The following is a 17,692-nucleotide window of genomic DNA, read 5'->3' as shown; positions in this document are numbered from 1 at the left end:
CAACGAAAACGGCCATCCTCTCTATAAAGAGCAAAACGAATGATAATGCAACATTATCGGTCATTATTATCCCCCGACAGGCGCGGCGGTTACGGTGCAAAACGATGGCGCAAACCGCCGCGCCGTAATAAGCTCGATCATGGCCTCGCGCGCGCGAATCATCCCCGATCCCCCGCAGACCTTCCCGCCGCTGCCGGGATGGGTCCGTCATGCTGCGTCCGCTGAAGCTGTTGGCGACGCGGCGTTTTTTGCCGGTGCCGCGCTCGCCGCGATCCATCCGATCGCCCGCAGCGAGCACCCGCTCGGCTCGCTCTGGCGCCATCGCCTATCGCTCGTGAACGCCGCGGTTCTGGCCCGACACGGCGGCCGGACCGAGGACGAGGCGGCGCTGCGCGACGCCTGGTATCTGCGCCGCGAGAGCGACGATCCCGGGCCGGGTGGCCGCATCCTCAAGGCCTGGCGCTATCTCGGCGAACGCGCGGCCATGGCGCCGAAGGACTGGATGTTGACGCTGTCGGCGCTGTTCGAAGTGCGCTTCGATGATGCGATCGAGGACGTCGTCGCCGCCGCGGCAAGACTGGCGGTAGGGCAGGGTAGCGCGGTCGCGGCCGCCGCCGACATCGCGGCGGCGAGCATGCGCTTCGTGCCCGCGAACGAGGCGCTCGCCCTGTGGCTGGCCGACATGGTGCTCGCGCATCGGCTGAAATGGCCGATGGCGGTGCCGCTGCTCGCCGGTCAGGTCCGCCGCGCCGATCTTCGGGCCGCGGGCAAGGCAGGTGGCGTTGACGACGCTTGGGCGTCGTCGTGCGCGCTGGCCTATGCGCGCGCCGCAGCCTCGGCCTCCGACCTCTATGCCGACCTCGTGCGGCGAGCCAATCGGTTGCTGGTGGCGGCGCCGAAGCTGCGCGGCAGGGATGCCGACATGATGGTGGCAATCCTGATGATGGAGGACGCCCAGCCCGCTGGCGTCGGCAAGACGGCGAGCGATCGCAGCACGCGGCGGCTGTTCGAGCGCCTGGTGGCACTCGGCGCCGTGCGCGAACTCACGGGCCGGCCGACCTTCCGATTGTACGGGCTCTGACATGGGGCGGCGTGCGCAACAGAAAGAGGGACTCGACACCGAACTGGCCGACCTGCCGCCGGAGCTGCGCTGGCGCGAATGGATGGGCCGCGTCGAAGCCGTCATCTTCGCGTCGCCCGAGCCGGTGACTCGCGACGTGCTGACGCGCATCGTCGGTCGCGACTGCAACCTCGACCTCATCATCGACGACATCCGCGGGGAACTGCGCGGCCGACCCTACGAACTCGTCGCCGTCGCGGGCGGCTGGCAGCACCGCACCCGGAAGAACTTCGCCGACGCGATCCGCACGGCGATTGGCGCCGCCGGCGATGGCAAGGATTTGTCGCAGGCAGAGGCGCTGATCCTCGCCTGCATCGGCTATTATCAACCGATCACCCGCAGCGAATTGTCGTCCTTCTTTGGCAAGGAGGTCAGCCGCGATACCATCGGGCGTCTGCGCGGATTAGGGTTCATCGCCGCCGGTCCGCGCAGCCCGCAGCCCGGAGCGCCCTACACCTACGTGACGACCAAGGGGTTTCTGTCGCACTTCGGCCTGGAGACGCTGCGCGACCTGCCGGACATGGAAATGCTCGAAGAGGCGGGTTTGCTCAGCAAGGACCGGATGCTGGAGGGTGAGTTTCCGAACCCCCTGCCGGCAGACGACGAACGCTATGACGAGGACGATGACGAAGAAGCTGCAGATCGGACAGAGACAGGCTAACCGCATTTGTCAAATGCCGGCCGCCGATCGGCTTGCGTTCATCGCGCAAGGCCTCCCGATCATTCACGCCAGTACGATGGGATTCTGGTCCGCATCTACTGAACTGCGGGAGAAGCCGCGCGAAGCTGAGGTGCTCACCGGATTCGCCAAGGAGGAGGCAGCGAAGATCCTCATCCTGCTCGATGTCGTTCGCTGTCCGGACAAGCGGCTTGCCGGCAAGCTGAATAAGTTGGTTGGCCGATTCTACGGGCACCTCGACCGGCTGATTTACGCCCAGCTCGCCGAGTGGTGGTTCACGGACGTCGCGGATCTCCGCAAAGCGGTCGAGCCGCTGCGCAAGGCCCATGACCTCGAGGGAAACATGGGCGAGTTTATCGTCCCGAACGACGTCCTCTATCGGCGGGAGAGCAAGCTCTATGCGGATGTCGAGGCGTATGAGGATGGCACGCCCGCCTGGCATGCGCCCGTCGTCCATCCCAGCGGTTTCCCGCCGCGCATGCCGGCGGTGGTGCAGGTCGTCGACGCGATGGCAGCCTGCGGAATGTTCACGCTGGCCGGGCTCAAAGCCATATCCGTGACCTGGGGACAGCTTGAGTTTCAGGAGAAGGAGACGCTGCGCGACGGAGAACGTCTGACGCAGGAGCTTCTCGCACGGCTGATTGCCGAAGGTCTACCGAGCGAATTCGCCACGCAGGATCACGTCAACACGCTGCACCGGCACTGGCCATTGCCAATGTACAATGTGGACCTCGATCCGATCCCAGTGACACTCGAAGAGTTGAAGGCCGAGCAGGACCGTCTCTATTGGGCGGAGGTCGGCGATCCTTGTTAACGCTGACGATCAGGGGGAGGGGAATGTCGCGGAAATCGAAGCAAACTGTGGGCCCCCCGGTTGAGGTGCCGCCGAACTGGATCAAGCCACAGCTCACCCGTCTCGTCGACGAAGCGCCCGACGGCCCGACGTGGCTGCACGAAATCAAGTTCGATGGATACCGCATGCACGCGCGTATCGACGGCGGCGACATCCGGCTGCTCACGCGGACGGGGCTCGACTGGAGCCATCGCTATCGAGCGACGATCTCGGCTCTTCGCGCGCTGCCGTTGCAAAATGCTTACCTGGACGGAGAGCTTTGCGCCGTCCTTCCCGATGGCGTGACATCGTTCAGCCGCCTGCAAGCCGCGATGGATGAGGGCCGCACCGGTGATCTCGTCTTCTTTGCATTCGATCTTCTGTTTCTCGACGGCGAAAATACGGCGCGACTGCCACTCATCGAGCGCAAGACGCGCCTTCAGGCCTTGCTCGCGACGCAAACGCCAGGAGTTCGGTTCAGCGACCACATCGTTGGAGACGGCCCCCGATTTCGCGAGCACGCATGCCAGATGGCGCTCGAGGGCGTCGTATCCAAACGCATCGATCGAGCGTATGCGCCTGGCGATCGCGGGCTTTGGGTCAAATCGAAATGCCTCAATCGCGAGGAATTCGTCGTCGTCGGATGGACCGATCCGACGGGGACCCGTCCGCACTTCGGCTCGCTTCTCCTCGGCTACTACACCGATGATGCACGTATGCGATATGCCGGCCGGGTCGGCACGGGGCTGACGGTGACCGAGCTCAAACGATTGGCCCGCCGGCTTGCACCTCTGAAGAGGACGCGCATGCCGCTCGATGTCCCGCCGCCGCGCGAGAGCCGGTTTGGCTCACCTCTGGAGCTTTCACGTGTGCACTGGGTGAAACCCGAACTCGTCGTGGAGGTCACTTATCTCACGTGGACGGAAGACAACCTTCTGCGCCAGGTCTCGTATCAGGGCGAGCGGCAGGATAAGCCTGCGCGGCAGGTCATACGTCCGGTGCCTTATCCTTGATCGGATCGTCTCCGCGTAAAATCCCGCTTCGCCGCTAGCGGGGCGATTCGCGAAATCAACGGTCATACCGCTTGATCCAGCGCAAATCGCTTGGAACACCCGGGGTGTAAAGGTGTTAATGGTAAGGTACGGTACGGAACCGTTTCCTTTTAAACCCGGAATAGGAGAATAAGATGAAAAATGAAGTTCCAAATAAGGGTCTTGAATGGACCAACATGGTGCTCGGCCTCGTCCTCGCATGTGCGGCTTTCGCGTTTGGAGGGCTCTCTGCCGCCGTCTGGGACGCGGCCGTGGTCGGCATCCTGATCGCCTGTTGCTCGGCGGTCGCACTGGCGCGGTACGGTGCGTGGACGGAATGGTCGAATATCGTGCTGGGCTGCTGGGCAGTGGTCGCGCCTTGGATAATGGGCTTCAGCGGCGCTCAGACCGCGATGTGGACCCACGTCGTCATCGGCATCTGCGTGGCATGTATCGCGGCGGCTCAACTGTGCTTGGTCAGCAAGGGCCCATTGGTCGCTCGCAATTGAGCCGTCAATGGCTGCTACGCGATGGTAGAGGGATTGGGGAGAATGCCAGTTCGATCCTCCTCTCCCTCTACCGTCCGAGCGTCAGGGCGGGGATCTGCGAGTGCAGCAGAGCTGGCAATTATGGGACCATGGGTGACACGTCTCGCTTCAGGGGGACGGCCGCCGCCGCAACGCGATTACTGTTCATCGCAAGGTCACAGAAAGGAAGGGAGCATCAATCATGAAAGGAGGCTGCGCTTCTCAGGCCCGCGAAAAAACGCCATCTGCCGCAATGCTAATCGCCGCCGCACGCTGTTGGAGAGAAGCTCGGGACGCGCGCCAGCCAGTTCAACCCTGCCTTTCAGATGCACTTTGGGCGTATGACTGTCCGATACTCTCGCCAGTTCTGGACAGCCTCATTCGCTTCTTTGAACGTGCGCTTGGCCGCTCGATGATCGTGGGCCTTGATGCGTCGCTATCGGATGACGAGGAGCTCTTGATAGCTCTGGTCCACGGCTCGCAATCCTCTTCCGGCATCGATTGTGCGCCAGATGCGACAATAACGCTAGAATGTGCCGTCTGTTCAACGCGGATCATGATGACGCTTGCCTTGCAACCACCCACGCCGAGGTCATCGCATTGAGTTGCTCACCATCAGGCGGTCAAGCGCGCGAGCCGACATGGCGTCCCAGCGCATGATCAATCGTCTCCGCCTTGCGATTGGCCAAGGTCAAGTCGGGATGTCTTCCGCTGATTGTTGAGTTTTGCTGCCAAGCGCGCCTCAAGCGGTCATCGGATCCACCAGAAAAACGTACTGAAAACCGCGCAGAGTGCTGCAACCGCCACCACGAGCAAAATCGTTGCGCCAACGCTGTTGCTTGCAGATAGCACGGCGAAGTATTCGTCTAGTTTTGGTCGCTTGGCAAAATTCATGTGCAATCCAACTCTTATTACATCAGCACCAACAGCGTCCAGAATCCTAACGTCAACAGGGTCGAAGCCGCGAACGTTGCCAGCGCCCCATTGCGCGCAATCTTGTGTTCGTAGCCCGCTCCAACATCCATGACGAGGTGCCGAAAACCGGATGCGAGGTGCTGGAAGAAACACCAGCTCAACCCGAATAAGATATACGTCCCGATCCAGCTCTTCGTGAAGCTCGTGAACTGCTCATAAGCGCCCGGTCCGTCGGCAAGTGACAATAACCACCAAACCAACAACGGTCCTCCCGCCAAATACATCGCGATGGCGGAGAAGCGATGCATGATCGACGTCATCATCGCGACAGGTGGCCGATAGATTGTTGCGTGCGGCGATAGCGGTCGCTGGTCCCTCATACTATCCTTTCATGTACCTTGTGCGCGGAAGCATCTTGCGGCGTGCGCATGGATTCTCTCTACCCGGGCCGTATTCGCCAGCGTGTCACCTGCCTCATCGAGGCACCTGTTCACGAGCGCCGCCGGGATGAGCTTCGTCGGATCGTTGAGCTTCCAGAACTGCTTTTCGCTCTGAGCGGCTGCTATCGGCTCTCACGCCGTTGAGAAACGTCCTCACCGTCGCGCGCGCGCGAAGGTCCATCTCCGATGGCGTCGGTAGCTTCCCGATTTGCAAAAGGGCCTGCAGACGGATGTCACCGTGCAACATCGCGAGGAACCGGTGAGCGGCCGTCCCGCAATCAGACAGTTCGATCTCGCGATCCTTCGTCGCCTTATTGAACATGCGTGTTAGCACGGCGACAGCTCGATCCGGGCCCTCTCGCGCATAGACGCGAGTCGCATCGGGATAGCGATCTGCCTCCAGAACGGCCGTATAGTAGATTTCAAGAATCGAAGGCGTCAGCATCGCCTCGATCATGTTGCGCGCAATGATGGTCAGGAGCTCCTCGAACGACATTGACGCCTGGTCAGCGCCGATCGCAAGCGCGCTGCTGGAGTGCTGCTTCACGACCCTGGAAAACTGCTCGACAAGAAGGTTCTGGACTTCCTCTGATCGCGTCCCGTCTTCCTTCAGTAATCGACGAAACAGACCGTGTGGCGTCCACGTCCAAGTGCGACGGCCGAGGATGAAGGCGGTGAGAACCGCGCAGTTGAACCAACCACGGAGTTGGCTCGCACGTCCCGGCACATTCTCTCGAACCCTGAGGATGTTTCCCATGGCGCCCCATCGCAGGTATCTCACGGCATCGGCCGGCGGCAGCACCGTGACCATCAGGCGCGTCCACCAGGGCTCCACGAGGATCCAGCTTCCACTGCTGGTTGGTCGCATGGCGAAGACATGCTTGTGCTTGGAGAGCACGAAGCGGTGCCACCATTGCGCCTGGAGCCCGGGGACGAAACAGATGATCCAGTCTGCCGGCGGCACGGTCACCAGCGATCCATTGTCGTCGATACTGTTGGCGAGATCGGGCGGAACGCCCGGCACCACTTTCTGACCAATGGCCCGGCTGCGCTCCTTCCGTCGGAACCATTCTTCGCGGTGGCCCCCGTTCTCTTCCTTCGTCGTCACGATGACCTCCGCGTACACCCGTCGAGGAAGAGATCGACGGCCGCCGTTGCGGCATCCTCGCGGTCGGCGGCCGCCTCATCCATGGGGTGAAGCAGCAGCGCTTGGTACAGCGGCTCTCTTAGGACTCCCATCAGTTGTTCGGTTGCCAGCGAGGCATCAAGGAGATCCAGAACGCCTGCGTCCTTCGCCGCGGCGAGAAACGCGCACAGTTTGCTCGAAACGCAGCCCGGCCCGGCCGCATAGATGCGATCCCGGAGGTCTTTGCTTCGTGCGCCCTCGGCGATGATTAGACGGACAAGCCCGACGAGCGTCGCCGCATATTCCTTCCTGGCTCTGATGCCAAAGTGAACAAGGCTGTCGCGCACGATAGCGACGTCATTGAGATCGCGTCGTATCAGCGGGGCAGAGAGCTGATCCGCGTAATGCCTCGCTAATGCTACGAGAAGTTCGTCGACGGTCCCGAACATCGCAAGGACATCATGTTGTGAATATCCGGCTCGATCGAGAAGCGGATCGATTCCGGAAAGAAACGTCTGATCCCCGTCGAGATGACGGCCGATCGCCTCGAGCGCGGCCTCTGCGCTCGCGTGCCCGCTATGCCTTGCTTCGCCGTTCGGTTCGGTCATGTCTCCTCCCCGGCTCACCATGTCGTCTTGGTGCAACATCGTCGCGACAAAGTGGCTTGGACGTCCAGCGATCAGTCGCAACGATCTGTCGCGAAGGCCGCGAGAAAGGTTGAGACGGCGGCCTTAACGCTCTTGTTGATTTCGCGATCCGCGGGCGCGCCACGAAGTCCGAACAGAAAATCCTGCATGATCCGAGCCTGGCACAAGAAGAGGAATTGCTCGACCGCCATCGGCACGTCGTCGATCTTGAGCTTGCCCTGCTCGATGCAAATCTTGAAGTAATCGGCCAGCCGGTGCTTTGCGGCTTTAGGACCGGCGTCGTTGAACATTCGACCGATCTCCGGGAAATGGAGGGCCTCGTGGATGACGACCCGAAGCAACGCTGAAGCAGTCGGATCGGTTATGAGACGGATATAGCGGCGGCCGAGATCGGTCAGCGTTTTCCTGACGCCATCGGCCTCCTGGAGCGGATCGAAGGTCATGCTCGCCCGAGCCTGTATTTCCTGCGTCATGAACGCCATGAACAGCTCTTCCTTGCTCCGGAAGTAGCCATAGATCGTCCCCTTGGCGCCCGCGCCGGCAGCGGCGATGTCTCCCATCGATGTGCCGGCGAAGCCGCGGTCGAGGAAGAGTTTTCCAGCGGTTCTTATGATGTGAGAGCGCTTGTCGCTCTCCACCGGCCTATCGGGGTCTACAGTTACGGTCAGCATTTCAACATCCTCGATCGTCGAATTCTTAACGTAGCGGTGAATCTAGCACAAAACAATCTTGACTGAACGGTTCGGTCGAGTCCATGGTGCCGACCGAACCGTTCGGTCGTGCCCTTTGGAACTCCGGTCGATCGGCTGGTTGGTCACGGGGGTGGAATAATTCTCGCCATGAATTGCTGGTCTGCGAAGCCAAGCGCAATCGCGCTCTGTATCGCGTGCTGCGGGCTCACCCTCGCGGCCTGCGCGCCCGATCTCGGTCCTCAGCCGCTCATCGCGACCGCAACGCAATTCCAAACCGCAAAAAGCCTGCCCCCCGGCAACCAGCCTTGGCCCGCTGATACCTGGTGGCGTGCCTTCAGCGATCCGCAGCTCGATCAACTGATCTACGAGGCGGTCGCGAACTCCCCGACGATGTCGGAGGCAGTTGCGCGCGTGGAGCTTGCCAAAGCCCAGGCGATCAACGCACAGGCCGCGCTGCTGCCGAACATCGGGGCGATGGGAACCGTCCGCGACAGCCGCATCACACAGAATCTCGGCCTGCCCTCGGATGGCGATTTTCACTGGCTGGGCGCGGCGCTCGTAACCGGAAGTTTCGAGATCGACTTCTGGGGTAAGAACCGCGCCGGTCTCGAGGCGGCGACCTCGCAGGCCATGGCGACCAAGGCAGATGCCGCCGGCGCGCAACTCATTCTGGCGTCGCAGGTCGCCTCGGCTTATGTCGATTTCGCGCGTCTGCAAGTCATGCGAGATCTCGCGGCTTCAGCCGTGCGCATGCGCAAAGAAACGCGTGATCTGGCGGCGTTACGCCTCCAGACCGGCACGGGGCAGAGGCAGGCGGTCGACCAGGCTGACTCAGCGGTCGACGCGGCCACTGCGCAATTACGATCGGTCGACGAGTCCATCGTGCTGACCCGGCACATGATCGCCGCGCTCCTAGGCGCGGGTCCTGATCGCGGCGATGGTCTCAAGAGGCCCACCCTGATCAGGCGGCGCAATCCCGGACTTCCGACCAACCTGCCGCTCGAACTGGTCGGCCGAAAGCCCGAGCTGGTCGCAGCGCGCTGGCGCGCCGAGGCGGCCGCACAGCGGATCCACCAGGCGACGGCCGCCTACTATCCGAACGTCAACCTGATGGCCGTGGCCGGCGTCGTCTCGATGGGGCTGGACAAGCTGTTCCAGGATCGCTCCGTGCTGGTCTCCGCCGGACCTGCCATCAGTCTGCCGATCTTCGACGGCGGCCGCCTCGAGGCCGGCTATCGCGGTGCACGCGCCGAATATGATCTCGCCGTCGCCAGCTATCGAGACGTGTTGCTGCAGTCTCTCCACGCAGCAGCGGACGCGGTGGCCTCGTTGAAGGCGTTGCGTGGCCGCAGCGCCGCCGCGAACGCGGCCGAGGCGAAGGCGCAGAACGCCTACGACCTCACCAAGCTCCGCTACAAAGGCGGTCTCGCCGATTACGATTCCGTGCTGCTTACCGAAAACGCACTGATCACCGCGCGGGAAGAGGCGGCATCCCTCCGGCTCCGCGGCTACCAGCTCGACATCGCATTGGCCAGGGCCCTTGGCGGCGGTTTCCGCGGCACGATTCCGACCGAAAGGACCCAATGATGACAGAAGAGACTGCCCCTCAGGCGGCACAGGCCTCCCACGAAGCTGCCCAGCCGGCCAAGGACGAGGCGAAACCTACCAACGCCGAGGCGCACTCCGCCAATGATGCAGCACAGCCCGCGCGCGATCCGAAGAAGGCTTCGCTCCGCAAGCGGCTCATCATCGGCTTCGTCATCATCCTCGTCGTGGTTGGCCTCGCATGGTGGATCTGGTCGGCCTTCTTCGCCGCAGCGACCGAGGAGACGGACAATGCCTACACCAATGTCGAAATTTCTCAGGTCACGCCGCTGACCGGCGGCCCGGTGAAGGCTGTTAACGTCGTCAACACCCAGACGGTCGAGGCGGGCCAGGTGCTGGTCGTTCTCGATGACACAGACCAAAAGATCGCCGTCAATCAGGCGACCGCCGCTCTGGAATCCGCACGGCGCAAAGTGCGTCAGGTGATCGCCAATGATGTCAGGCTGAGCGGCCAAGTGGGCATGCAGCAAGCTGACATAGAAACCGCGCGCGCCAATTTGATGCGGGCGGAGGCCAACCTCGACAAGGCCAATCTCGACACCAAGCGTCGAAAGGCGTTGGCGGGTCCAGGCGCGGTTTCCGCGCAGGAACTGAGCGACGCCGTGACTTTGCAGCGGACCGCAGAGGCCGCGGTTGCGGAAGCGAAGGCCAAAGTCACCGCCGCGGAGGCCGCCGTCGACGCGGCGGTCGGCGCCCGCGACGCTAACCGCGCGCTGTTCGAGGGCACGACGGTTGAAACAAATCCGGAGGTCATGGCGGCACAGGCGAAGCTGGACGCTGCCAAGCTCGATCTCGACCGCACCGTGATCCACGCGCCCGTCGCGGGGGTGGTCGATCAGCGTAGGGTCGAGGTGGGCCAGAGAGTCCAGCCAGGCGTTCCGGTGATGGTGGTGGTCCCGATCAAAGCCATGTATGTCGACGCCAACTTCAAGGAAGGGCAGCTGCGCGACGTGCGTCCGGGCCAGCCTGCCACGCTTACCGCCGACATTTATGGATCGAAAGTCGTTTATCACGGCCACGTCGTGGGCTTTGCCGGCGGCTCCGGCGCCGCTTTCGCCGCGATCCCTGCTCAGAACGCAACCGGCAACTGGATCAAGGTCGTTCAGCGACTACCGACACGCATTTCGTTCGACCCCAAGGAGCTCGAACAGCATCCGCTTCGGGTTGGGCTCTCGATGACCGTCACCGTCGATACGTCGGAACATTGAGCCATGTCGGACGATGCTCAACACGGCTCGGGCTACCCGCCGCTGACAGGGCTGCCGCTGATCTTGGGCTGCCTTGCCTTGTCGCTCGGCAACTTCGTGGTCGTGCTCGACACAACCATCTCGAACGTCGCCATGCCCACGATCTCGGGAAATCTCGGCGTCTCCACGAACGAAGGCACCTGGATCATCACAGCCTATGCCGTGGCCGAGGCGATCACCATTCCCTTGACCGGCTGGCTCTCCCGACAGTTCGGCGAGGTTAGGGTCTTCCTCTTCAGCGTCATCGCCTTTGTGATGGCGTCGGTGCTCTGCGGCTTGTCAACCTCGCTCGGCATGCTGGTCTTCTTCCGTGTGCTGCAAGGCCTTGGCGGCGGCCCGCTGATTCCGCTCTCCGCGACCTTGATGATCTCGATCTTCCCGCAGGCACGATCGAACGTCGCCATTGCTCTGTGGGGCATGACGACCGTGGTCGCACCGATCTTCGGCCCCATCCTCGGCGGCTACATCTCGGACAACTACTATTGGGGCTGGATTTTCTACATCAACATCTTCTTCTGCATGGTGGTCGGTGGGCTGACCTGGATGTTGCTGCGCAATCGGGAGACTCCGATCGAGCGGTCGAGGATCGATGTGGTGGGTCTCTTGTTGCTGGTCGTGTTCGTCTCCGCGTTCCAGGTCATGCTCGACAAGGGGCGCGATCTCGACTGGTTCGAGTCACCGTTCATCAACACGTTGGCGGTGATCGCCTTCATCGCCGTAGTCCTTCTGGTGATTTGGGAGCTCACAGACGATGCGCCGGTGCTCGATCTATCGGTCTTTCTGTCGCGCAACTGGCTGATTTCCACGCTCACCCTCAGCCTGATGTTCGGTGTGTTCTTCGGCAACATCGTGCTGACGCCCCTCTGGCTGCAGCAGATGATGGGTTACACGGCGACATGGGCGGGGTTTGCCACGGCGCCGATGGGCATCCTTGCCGTCGCGACCGCGCCGATTGTCGGTCGCCTGCTGACCAAGATCGATCCGCGCCTGATCGTCACCTATGGGATGGGCGTCCTGGCAATCTCCTTCTATATGCGCTTCCACCTCACGACACAGGCCGACTTTGCACATGTCGCATGGCCGATGTTCGTGCTCGGGGCCGGCGTCCCCGCCTGCCTGATCACCTTGACGTCGCTCGGCGTCTCCGACCTCCCTCCGGAGAAGGTCGCCAGCGGCTCGGGCTTGCAGAACTTCATGCGGGTGCTGTCGATGGCGATCGGGACCTCGGTGACCCAAACCTATTGGGAGCACGCGACCAAGGCGAGCCGCGCCGACCTGGTTGCGATCATTGATCCGACCACCCGATTCCAGTTGCCGGCCAACCTGCCGCCGTCCGCGGCGCTGCCTCTGTTCTCAAAGGCCGTCGACGGCCAAGCGGTGATGCTCGCGACGAACTCGTTCTACGAGTGGGCCACTGTTCTGATCCTCGTCTTCGCCGCGCTCATCTGGCTCGCGAAAAGGCCGAAAGGTCCGCTGAAGCAAGCCGCACACTGACAACCCGTCCTCGGAATGAAAGGACCTGTCATGCGCCTTCAATCCATTGCACCAACCGTCGAAGCGGCGGCGCGTCCGGCTGCAGGTGTTCAACGCTCCTGTCCCCAACGCCCTTCAATCCTGCCCCAACCCAGCCCCGCCGGCGAGCACCGCCGTCCTTAGGAGAGTCCCATGGAACAACAACAACAACAGACTTCCTCCGACCTGTTCTTAGGAAATGTCCGCACGACCGTCGACGCCGCAGCCCAGCAATTGAAGGAGACCAACCAGGCGACGCTGGAGGCATCGCGCGCCGTATTCGAGGCCCATGCGCAAGCCAGCAATGTGCTGCGAGGTCGTGCCGATCGGGCATTCCGCGCGGGCCTGGCCGGAATGACCGCCAACCGCGACCACCTCAACCGTCTTGTCGAGGCAAAAAGCCTTCAGGACGTCGTCCGCCTGCAAATGCTGTGGGGCGCCAACCAGACGATCGCAATTTTTCACGAGCTCAACAAGCTCGGCGAGGAAGCGACCGCCACTCGATCGTCATGAGTCATGGCTGCTCGCTTCAATGAGACGGCATGCATCGCGCGAGGTAGCAGGTAGGTGCTGGGGATGAGCCGCTGGGGCAAATCCCTAGAGCGTCGGGCGCTTATCCTCGAGCGTGCAGGGGAGGAGTTCCTTGACCGCGGATTCGCCGAGGCGTCGATGGATCAGATCTCTGATGCGGTCGGATGCTCCAAGGGTACGCTCTACGTGTACTTCGGGAGTAAGGATGAACTCTTTGCCGAGTCAATAACCGCGGAAATCGCTCGGCGGGTCGCTATCACCTTCTCATTTGCCGAGCCTGCCGGCGACGTTAAAGCCACACTGCGCAGTATCGGCTGCGGCTATGTCGCGATGTTCACCGACGCGACCGTCCTGGCCATCTACCGGAGCGTTATTCACGAACGCCGGCGGTTTCCTGAGATCGGCCGGCGCTTCATGGATGCAGGGCCGCGGAACGCCCGTCAAATGCTGTCAGGCTATCTCGCGGATGCGGCCAAAGCCGGCGCGCTGACGGCCATCGCCGACGTGAATCTTGCCGCGCAACAATTTCTCGCACTTTGCCAGGGTCAACTGCTGCATGACCTCCTCCTCGGCGCTGCAGAGACGCCGAACCGACGGGAGATCGAGCGTCAAGTAGACGTGGCTTTAAGTGCGTTTTTTGCCATCTACCCTGCACGCTCTGGCTGATCCCGTTCCCGCTTACGCGCCGGGAACGATGCCAGCGCGCTGCTGTTGCCGCATCACAGCGGTGATGCTCCCGCTCAGACGCTTGAGCGTCCGGCTAAAGACGACATGATCATCGAGAGCGCGGGCGAGAACGAGGGCGCCTTGAATGCCAAGGACAATCTCTTCAGCCAGACTCTTGGCTTCCAGCCGCGAAAAGCCGGCTCTGCGCAGGCAATTTGCGAGCGCGCAAAGCCATCGCTCGAAATACTCACCAATGGTGGCCGCGAAACGATCCCTCGTCGCATCCAGCGCAAAGGCGCCCACCAGACAGACGCGGCGGCCGGACCGGAAATAGCCGTCGACCGACTTCCACATTCGTTCGATGGCGTCGACAGGGTCGTCCCGCTCGAGCGGTTCATAGACCTTGTCGATGAACCAATGCTCGATCTCCGCCAGGACCTCAGCCGCCATCTCCTCCTTCCCGCCCGGGAAGAAATGATAGAGGCTGCCCTTGCTGATGCCCGTCCGCTCGGTAATGGTCCCGAACGACGTTCCCTCATAGCCGAGTTCGCGGAAGATCTCGGCTATCAGAGGGATCACATCCGACTTCTGGTAAATCGTTCGGGGCATGATGCGCGATCCCTCTCGGTCACAGGCCGAGATCGCTCAAGCCCGGATGATCGTCCGGTCGACGGCCGAGCCGCCAGTGGAATTTTCGATCATGTTCTTCGATCGGCATGTCGTTGATCGATGCAAACCGGCGCTGCATCAGACCATCGGCATTGAACTCCCAGTTCTCGTTGCCGTAGGACCGAAACCAATTGCCGCTGTCGTCATGCCACTCGTAGGCGAAACGAACGGCAATGCGATTGTCGGTGAATGCCCACAGCTCCTTGATCAGACGGTAGTCCAGCTCCTTTGCCCATTTGCGAGTCAGGAACGCAATGATTTCCTGGCGGCCAACCGGAAAGTCGGCGCGGTTTCGCCAGCGGCTGTCCTCTGTGTAAACGAGCGCGACCTTCTGGGGATCACGACTGTTCCAGCCATCCTCCGCCACGCGGACTTTCGCCCTGGCCGTCTGCATCGAAAAAGGCGGAATGAGAGCATTCATTATAGGCGTTCCTTCTAAACCGAATAGTCTATCATAGACCGATCGGTTTAGAAGAGCCAGAGAGAAGTCACGGTTCCACGAGGCACTTCGTCCAGCCCTCGCGCCGCTCCATCGCGAAGGCGGCGCCGGCAGATACTGCAATCGTGAGATCGCTAAAATCCGTAAGGCCGCTCGGCCCAGCGCAAGAGAACACGGGCATCGCGTTCAGGCAGCGTCACGCGCTGATCGCGCAGGCCATGAGCAATCGCGTGACCGACCTCGGGGTCAACGCGATTGCCGTGCGTCATCAGAAAGAACCAACCGAACGGAACGCCGACTTCACGGTCGATCGCTTCGACGCGATCCATCAAAATGTGAACCGAAGCCTCGCCAGCGCTGAGCTTCTCCTTCGGCAGATGCAGTGGCCGCGTCACGAATCCGACCTCGCGCACACCTTTGTCGTCATAGTCGTGGATGTCGAGCGCCCAGTGTGCGTAGACGCGCTCGACCGAGGCGGTCGATTCCTCCCAGTCCTGGAAGAAGCGGTTCTCACGGGGAACATAGTCGAACCAATCCGGCACCAATTTAAGGAACGGCGTCTCGCAGCTTGTGTCGCGCGTCACTTTCCGCACCATACGCCGTTCCATCTCCGGCCGCTGCGTCTCGCGTTTCTCACGCTCGAGCCGGGCGCGCCGCGCGAGGAAGCTGCGGACATGAACGACGCTGCTGCCTGCTCGCCCCAGCATCCGATAGAGCGGCCCTGCGAGCAATCTGTCGTCAGATATATCGTCGTGCGTGATCCAAGACGGATCGAGCAACTCGTCCTTGCCCCAGGGGCGGTACGTTGGATTGACGATCGGCCCGGCGCGCCATTCGACTTCACGGCCGAGACGGACTTGCACATAATCCGCCGCGCCCGATCCGGTCGGCGCAAAGGCATAGACAGTGTTGCCGTGCCATTCCGAAATTTGCAGGTCGCTCTCGCGCAACCGGGTCCAGAGCGCGCCGATATCGTCATGATCCTTGACGAGCTCCGTCTCGATCCAGCGCCGGAAATCCGCAATCCGCTTTCCGTCGGCGGCCAGCACGGACCGCGTGTCGCGCCAATACTGGTCATCGATGCTGGCCGCCGAAAACGGAAACCCCGGAAACGCCTCTGTGAGCGCCGCAGCCAGCGCGGCCTCATCAGCGCCGGATGGCAGGCGCGCGAGGACCGCCTCGATCGTGGCGGCGCCGGGCAGTCGCGCTGGGATATGTTCCGGAGCTTCATGCATGACTTGCTCCTGTCATCGCTCTCTGTTCGCCGCGCGTTCGATCTCCTCCATCGATGCCAGAATTTGCTCGAACCGAGGGGCCTCGCCGAAGATCATCGATGTCATGTTCGCATAATCGCGCCCGAGCGGCGCGATCATCGCCGCCGTCGGCATAAGCGCGAACGAGCCGGTCGCCGCGGAAGCAAGATCGTAGTCGGGCCGGTTGAAAAACATCAGGGCGTGACGGACGCAGTCGGCGCCCAGCGCTGCATCCGACAGCGCCGCCTTGCCGACATCGGAGCTGAACAGGCAATGCAGATCGTAAAAGTGCCGCGAGATGCGCTGGCCTTCCTGGCGCAGCTCGCCACGCCGCTCGAACCAGCGCCGCAGGCCGTGCGCGATCACGACCTTGTCCCAAAAGGTGCGCTCCGCGTCGATCGTGGTGACGTTCGGGACCGTGAGTGCGAGCCCCGCCAGATCATCGGCGATGTAGGGGCGGATGTCGGCGGGACCGTTCGGATCAAGGGCGGACTTCGCTCCCGATTCGATGCGCACCGCCGGTCGCACATAGGCCGCGTCGCGCGGCTCGACCTCGGGATACCAGATCAGAAGGGTCTGTCCGTCGAAATCGGCCTCATCTATTTCGACGCGGCCTTTTCCACCCGTCGCGTCGGCGAGGTGTTCTGTCAGGAACTCGCGGAGCGGACCGGTGATGTAGCCGCGGCAGGCATCTCGAATAGCGTCCAGTCGCGCTCGGCGCTTCTTGTTGGACAGCCCTTCGAGCTCCTCGACGGAAGCCGGCTCCTCGAGATCGTCACGAAACACCGTGACGTCGATGTCTTCCGAAAAGCGCTCGATCAGTCCATACGCCTTCGACAGCGACGTGCCGCCCTTGAACAGAAGGCGCGGACCGCCGGCGGCGCGCTCGTGATAGAGAGCGTTAAGGGTCCAGCAGACCCAAAAATCCTTCTCGATGTTCCCTATCGGCGCGCCAAGGCGATTTGCGGTGGTCAGGAACAGGTCGAGCTTCTCGGCCGGGTCGGCGGAGATAACCTCCTTATAGGCCGCGCTGGTCACGAGCGATTCTCCTGCGTGGGATGGTCAAGATCGAGCAGGGGCCTCAGAAAATCCTGCATCCAGATCGGCATGGCCGAGAGGCCTGCACGAAGATCGTCGCGAGTCTCTTTTCCATGCCCCTGATCGGCAAAAATCCTGCGCAGGAGGTTCTCGACAGTCCGCCGATCATTCTCCGCTGTCAGCGTATCCTGCAGCCAATACAGCGCCTGGACAACGCGCATGCCGGGACGTCCTGCCCAATAAAGACGGCTTGGCGCGGCCGCCTTGAAATGGATAATCTGCTTGCCAAGCTTGATCGGCTTCAGGCGGGCGTCGATCAGCACCTCGATGCGCGCTGGCACGGCCGTCGTGAGCCCGAGATCATTGGCGGCGGTCATGCCGTCGATCACGACCCGGGCCTGGTCCCGGCGTGTCACGGCTCTGATGACGGCGCGATAGTCGGGGACCATCAGCTTGCCGGTAAGGTTGCTTTTTCGCGGCCGGTCATAAAGCCCGCGATCAATCCGGCGTAAATCGCCCGCGGCGACGAGACGTTGCAGCGTCTTGTCGACGGCCGCTCGACCCCCGAGATCGGCGAAATCGCCGGGAGTCCAGACCTCCCCCGGCGTCGAATCGATGCGGGTGAGAAGTCGGGGCCGAAGATCGTGGACTGGTTGATCAAGCATGTCCGAAATATGATACAAATTTCGGACAATGGCAAGCGGCGTCCGAAAGATGCTGCAT

At 62.1% G+C, this 17,692-nt stretch carries 20 protein-coding genes; 10 read left to right on the top strand and 10 right to left on the bottom strand.

Annotated features, from left to right (window positions below):
- Positions 1-139 precede the first annotated feature (139 nt).
- The 5 genes from V5F78_RS25205 to V5F78_RS25185 all read left to right on the top strand — a co-directional run bounded on the left by V5F78_RS25205 (position 140) and on the right by V5F78_RS25185 (position 4,171).
- Positions 140-1,081 carry a DUF1403 family protein gene (locus tag V5F78_RS25205; RefSeq protein WP_394071992.1) on the top strand — a complete coding sequence of 314 codons (942 nt, stop codon included), beginning with the start codon at positions 140-142 and terminating at the stop codon, positions 1,079-1,081.
- Position 1,082: 1 nt separating this feature from the next.
- Positions 1,083-1,781: an SMC-Scp complex subunit ScpB gene (gene scpB, locus V5F78_RS25200; protein WP_394071991.1), complete on the top strand. Its 699-nt coding sequence runs from the start codon at positions 1,083-1,085 to the stop codon at positions 1,779-1,781.
- Positions 1,744-2,613, top strand: a complete 870-nt coding sequence (locus tag V5F78_RS25195) for a hypothetical protein (RefSeq protein ID WP_394071990.1) — start codon at positions 1,744-1,746, stop codon at positions 2,611-2,613. The genes scpB and V5F78_RS25195 overlap by 38 nt, the downstream gene beginning before the upstream one ends.
- Before the next feature lie 23 nt (positions 2,614-2,636).
- Positions 2,637-3,644, top strand: a complete 1,008-nt coding sequence (ligD, locus tag V5F78_RS25190) for a non-homologous end-joining DNA ligase (RefSeq protein WP_394071989.1) — start codon at positions 2,637-2,639, stop codon at positions 3,642-3,644.
- 173 nt (positions 3,645-3,817) lie between these two features.
- The gene (locus tag V5F78_RS25185; protein ID WP_394071988.1) at positions 3,818-4,171 is read left to right on the top strand and encodes an SPW repeat protein; all 354 of its coding nucleotides are present in this window, start codon (positions 3,818-3,820) and stop codon (positions 4,169-4,171) included.
- Positions 4,172-4,939: 768 nt separating this feature from the next.
- Here V5F78_RS25185 and V5F78_RS25180 read toward each other — a convergent pair.
- The 5 genes from V5F78_RS25180 to V5F78_RS25160 form a co-directional block, all read right to left on the bottom strand.
- Positions 4,940-5,083 carry a hypothetical protein gene (locus V5F78_RS25180; RefSeq protein ID WP_394071987.1) on the bottom strand — a complete coding sequence of 48 codons (144 nt, stop codon included), beginning with the start codon at positions 5,081-5,083 and terminating at the stop codon, positions 4,940-4,942.
- A 17-nt stretch (positions 5,084-5,100) separates the two neighbouring features.
- Positions 5,101-5,484 carry a succinate dehydrogenase, cytochrome b556 subunit gene (gene sdhC, locus V5F78_RS25175; protein ID WP_394071986.1) on the bottom strand — a complete coding sequence of 128 codons (384 nt, stop codon included), beginning with the start codon at positions 5,482-5,484 and terminating at the stop codon, positions 5,101-5,103.
- 94 nt (positions 5,485-5,578) lie between these two features.
- Complete coding sequence (locus V5F78_RS25170; RefSeq protein ID WP_394071985.1) at positions 5,579-6,652, bottom strand: TetR/AcrR family transcriptional regulator C-terminal domain-containing protein; 1,074 nt, start codon at positions 6,650-6,652, stop codon at positions 5,579-5,581.
- Complete coding sequence (locus V5F78_RS25165; protein WP_394071984.1) at positions 6,649-7,278, bottom strand: TetR/AcrR family transcriptional regulator C-terminal domain-containing protein; 630 nt, start codon at positions 7,276-7,278, stop codon at positions 6,649-6,651. Before V5F78_RS25165 ends, V5F78_RS25170 begins: the two co-directional genes overlap by 4 nt.
- Before the next feature lie 71 nt (positions 7,279-7,349).
- Positions 7,350-7,988, bottom strand: a complete 639-nt coding sequence (locus V5F78_RS25160) for a TetR/AcrR family transcriptional regulator (protein ID WP_394071983.1) — start codon at positions 7,986-7,988, stop codon at positions 7,350-7,352.
- A gap of 168 nt (positions 7,989-8,156) precedes the next feature.
- Here V5F78_RS25160 and V5F78_RS25155 point away from each other — a divergent pair, with 168 nt between their 5' ends.
- The 5 genes from V5F78_RS25155 to V5F78_RS25135 all read left to right on the top strand — a co-directional run bounded on the left by V5F78_RS25155 (position 8,157) and on the right by V5F78_RS25135 (position 13,570).
- Entirely contained in the window at positions 8,157-9,596 is a 1,440-nt protein-coding gene (locus tag V5F78_RS25155) for an efflux transporter outer membrane subunit (protein ID WP_394071982.1), read from the top strand.
- Positions 9,596-10,822: an HlyD family secretion protein gene (locus V5F78_RS25150; protein ID WP_394071981.1), complete on the top strand. Its 1,227-nt coding sequence runs from the start codon at positions 9,596-9,598 to the stop codon at positions 10,820-10,822. Before V5F78_RS25155 ends, V5F78_RS25150 begins: the two co-directional genes overlap by 1 nt.
- A 3-nt stretch (positions 10,823-10,825) precedes the next feature.
- Positions 10,826-12,355, top strand: coding sequence for a DHA2 family efflux MFS transporter permease subunit (locus V5F78_RS25145; RefSeq protein WP_394071980.1), 1,530 nt, complete (start codon positions 10,826-10,828; stop codon positions 12,353-12,355).
- Positions 12,356-12,526: 171 nt separating this feature from the next.
- A complete protein-coding gene (locus V5F78_RS25140) occupies positions 12,527-12,886 on the top strand; it encodes a hypothetical protein (RefSeq protein ID WP_394071979.1) in 360 nt (119 codons plus the stop codon).
- A gap of 63 nt (positions 12,887-12,949) precedes the next feature.
- The gene (locus V5F78_RS25135) at positions 12,950-13,570 is read left to right on the top strand and encodes a TetR/AcrR family transcriptional regulator (RefSeq protein WP_394071978.1); all 621 of its coding nucleotides are present in this window, start codon (positions 12,950-12,952) and stop codon (positions 13,568-13,570) included.
- A 12-nt stretch (positions 13,571-13,582) separates the two neighbouring features.
- Here V5F78_RS25135 and V5F78_RS25130 read toward each other — a convergent pair whose 3' ends face one another.
- The 5 genes from V5F78_RS25130 to V5F78_RS25110 form a co-directional block, all read right to left on the bottom strand.
- On the bottom strand, positions 13,583-14,179 hold the full coding sequence (locus V5F78_RS25130) for a TetR/AcrR family transcriptional regulator (RefSeq protein ID WP_394071977.1): 597 nt from the start codon (positions 14,177-14,179) through the stop codon (positions 13,583-13,585).
- A 19-nt stretch (positions 14,180-14,198) separates the two neighbouring features.
- Positions 14,199-14,660 (bottom strand): nuclear transport factor 2 family protein, encoded by a 462-nt coding sequence (locus tag V5F78_RS25125; protein ID WP_394071976.1) that lies wholly within the window; start codon positions 14,658-14,660, stop codon positions 14,199-14,201.
- A 152-nt stretch (positions 14,661-14,812) separates the two neighbouring features.
- Positions 14,813-15,913 (bottom strand): hypothetical protein, encoded by a 1,101-nt coding sequence (locus V5F78_RS25120; RefSeq protein WP_394071975.1) that lies wholly within the window; start codon positions 15,911-15,913, stop codon positions 14,813-14,815.
- 12 nt (positions 15,914-15,925) lie between these two features.
- On the bottom strand, positions 15,926-16,969 hold the full coding sequence (locus V5F78_RS25115; protein WP_394071974.1) for a nucleotidyl transferase AbiEii/AbiGii toxin family protein: 1,044 nt from the start codon (positions 16,967-16,969) through the stop codon (positions 15,926-15,928).
- The gene (locus V5F78_RS25110; RefSeq protein WP_394072057.1) at positions 16,966-17,634 is read right to left on the bottom strand and encodes a DUF6088 family protein; all 669 of its coding nucleotides are present in this window, start codon (positions 17,632-17,634) and stop codon (positions 16,966-16,968) included. Before V5F78_RS25110 ends, V5F78_RS25115 begins: the two co-directional genes overlap by 4 nt.
- Positions 17,635-17,692: the final 58 nt, after the last annotated feature.

Source organism: Roseixanthobacter glucoisosaccharinicivorans (assembly GCF_043195095.2).
Taxonomy (GTDB): Bacteria; Pseudomonadota; Alphaproteobacteria; order Rhizobiales; family Xanthobacteraceae; genus NCEH01.
Note: the sequence above shows the minus strand (reverse complement) of the source record. Positions and strands in the feature narration are given on the sequence as shown.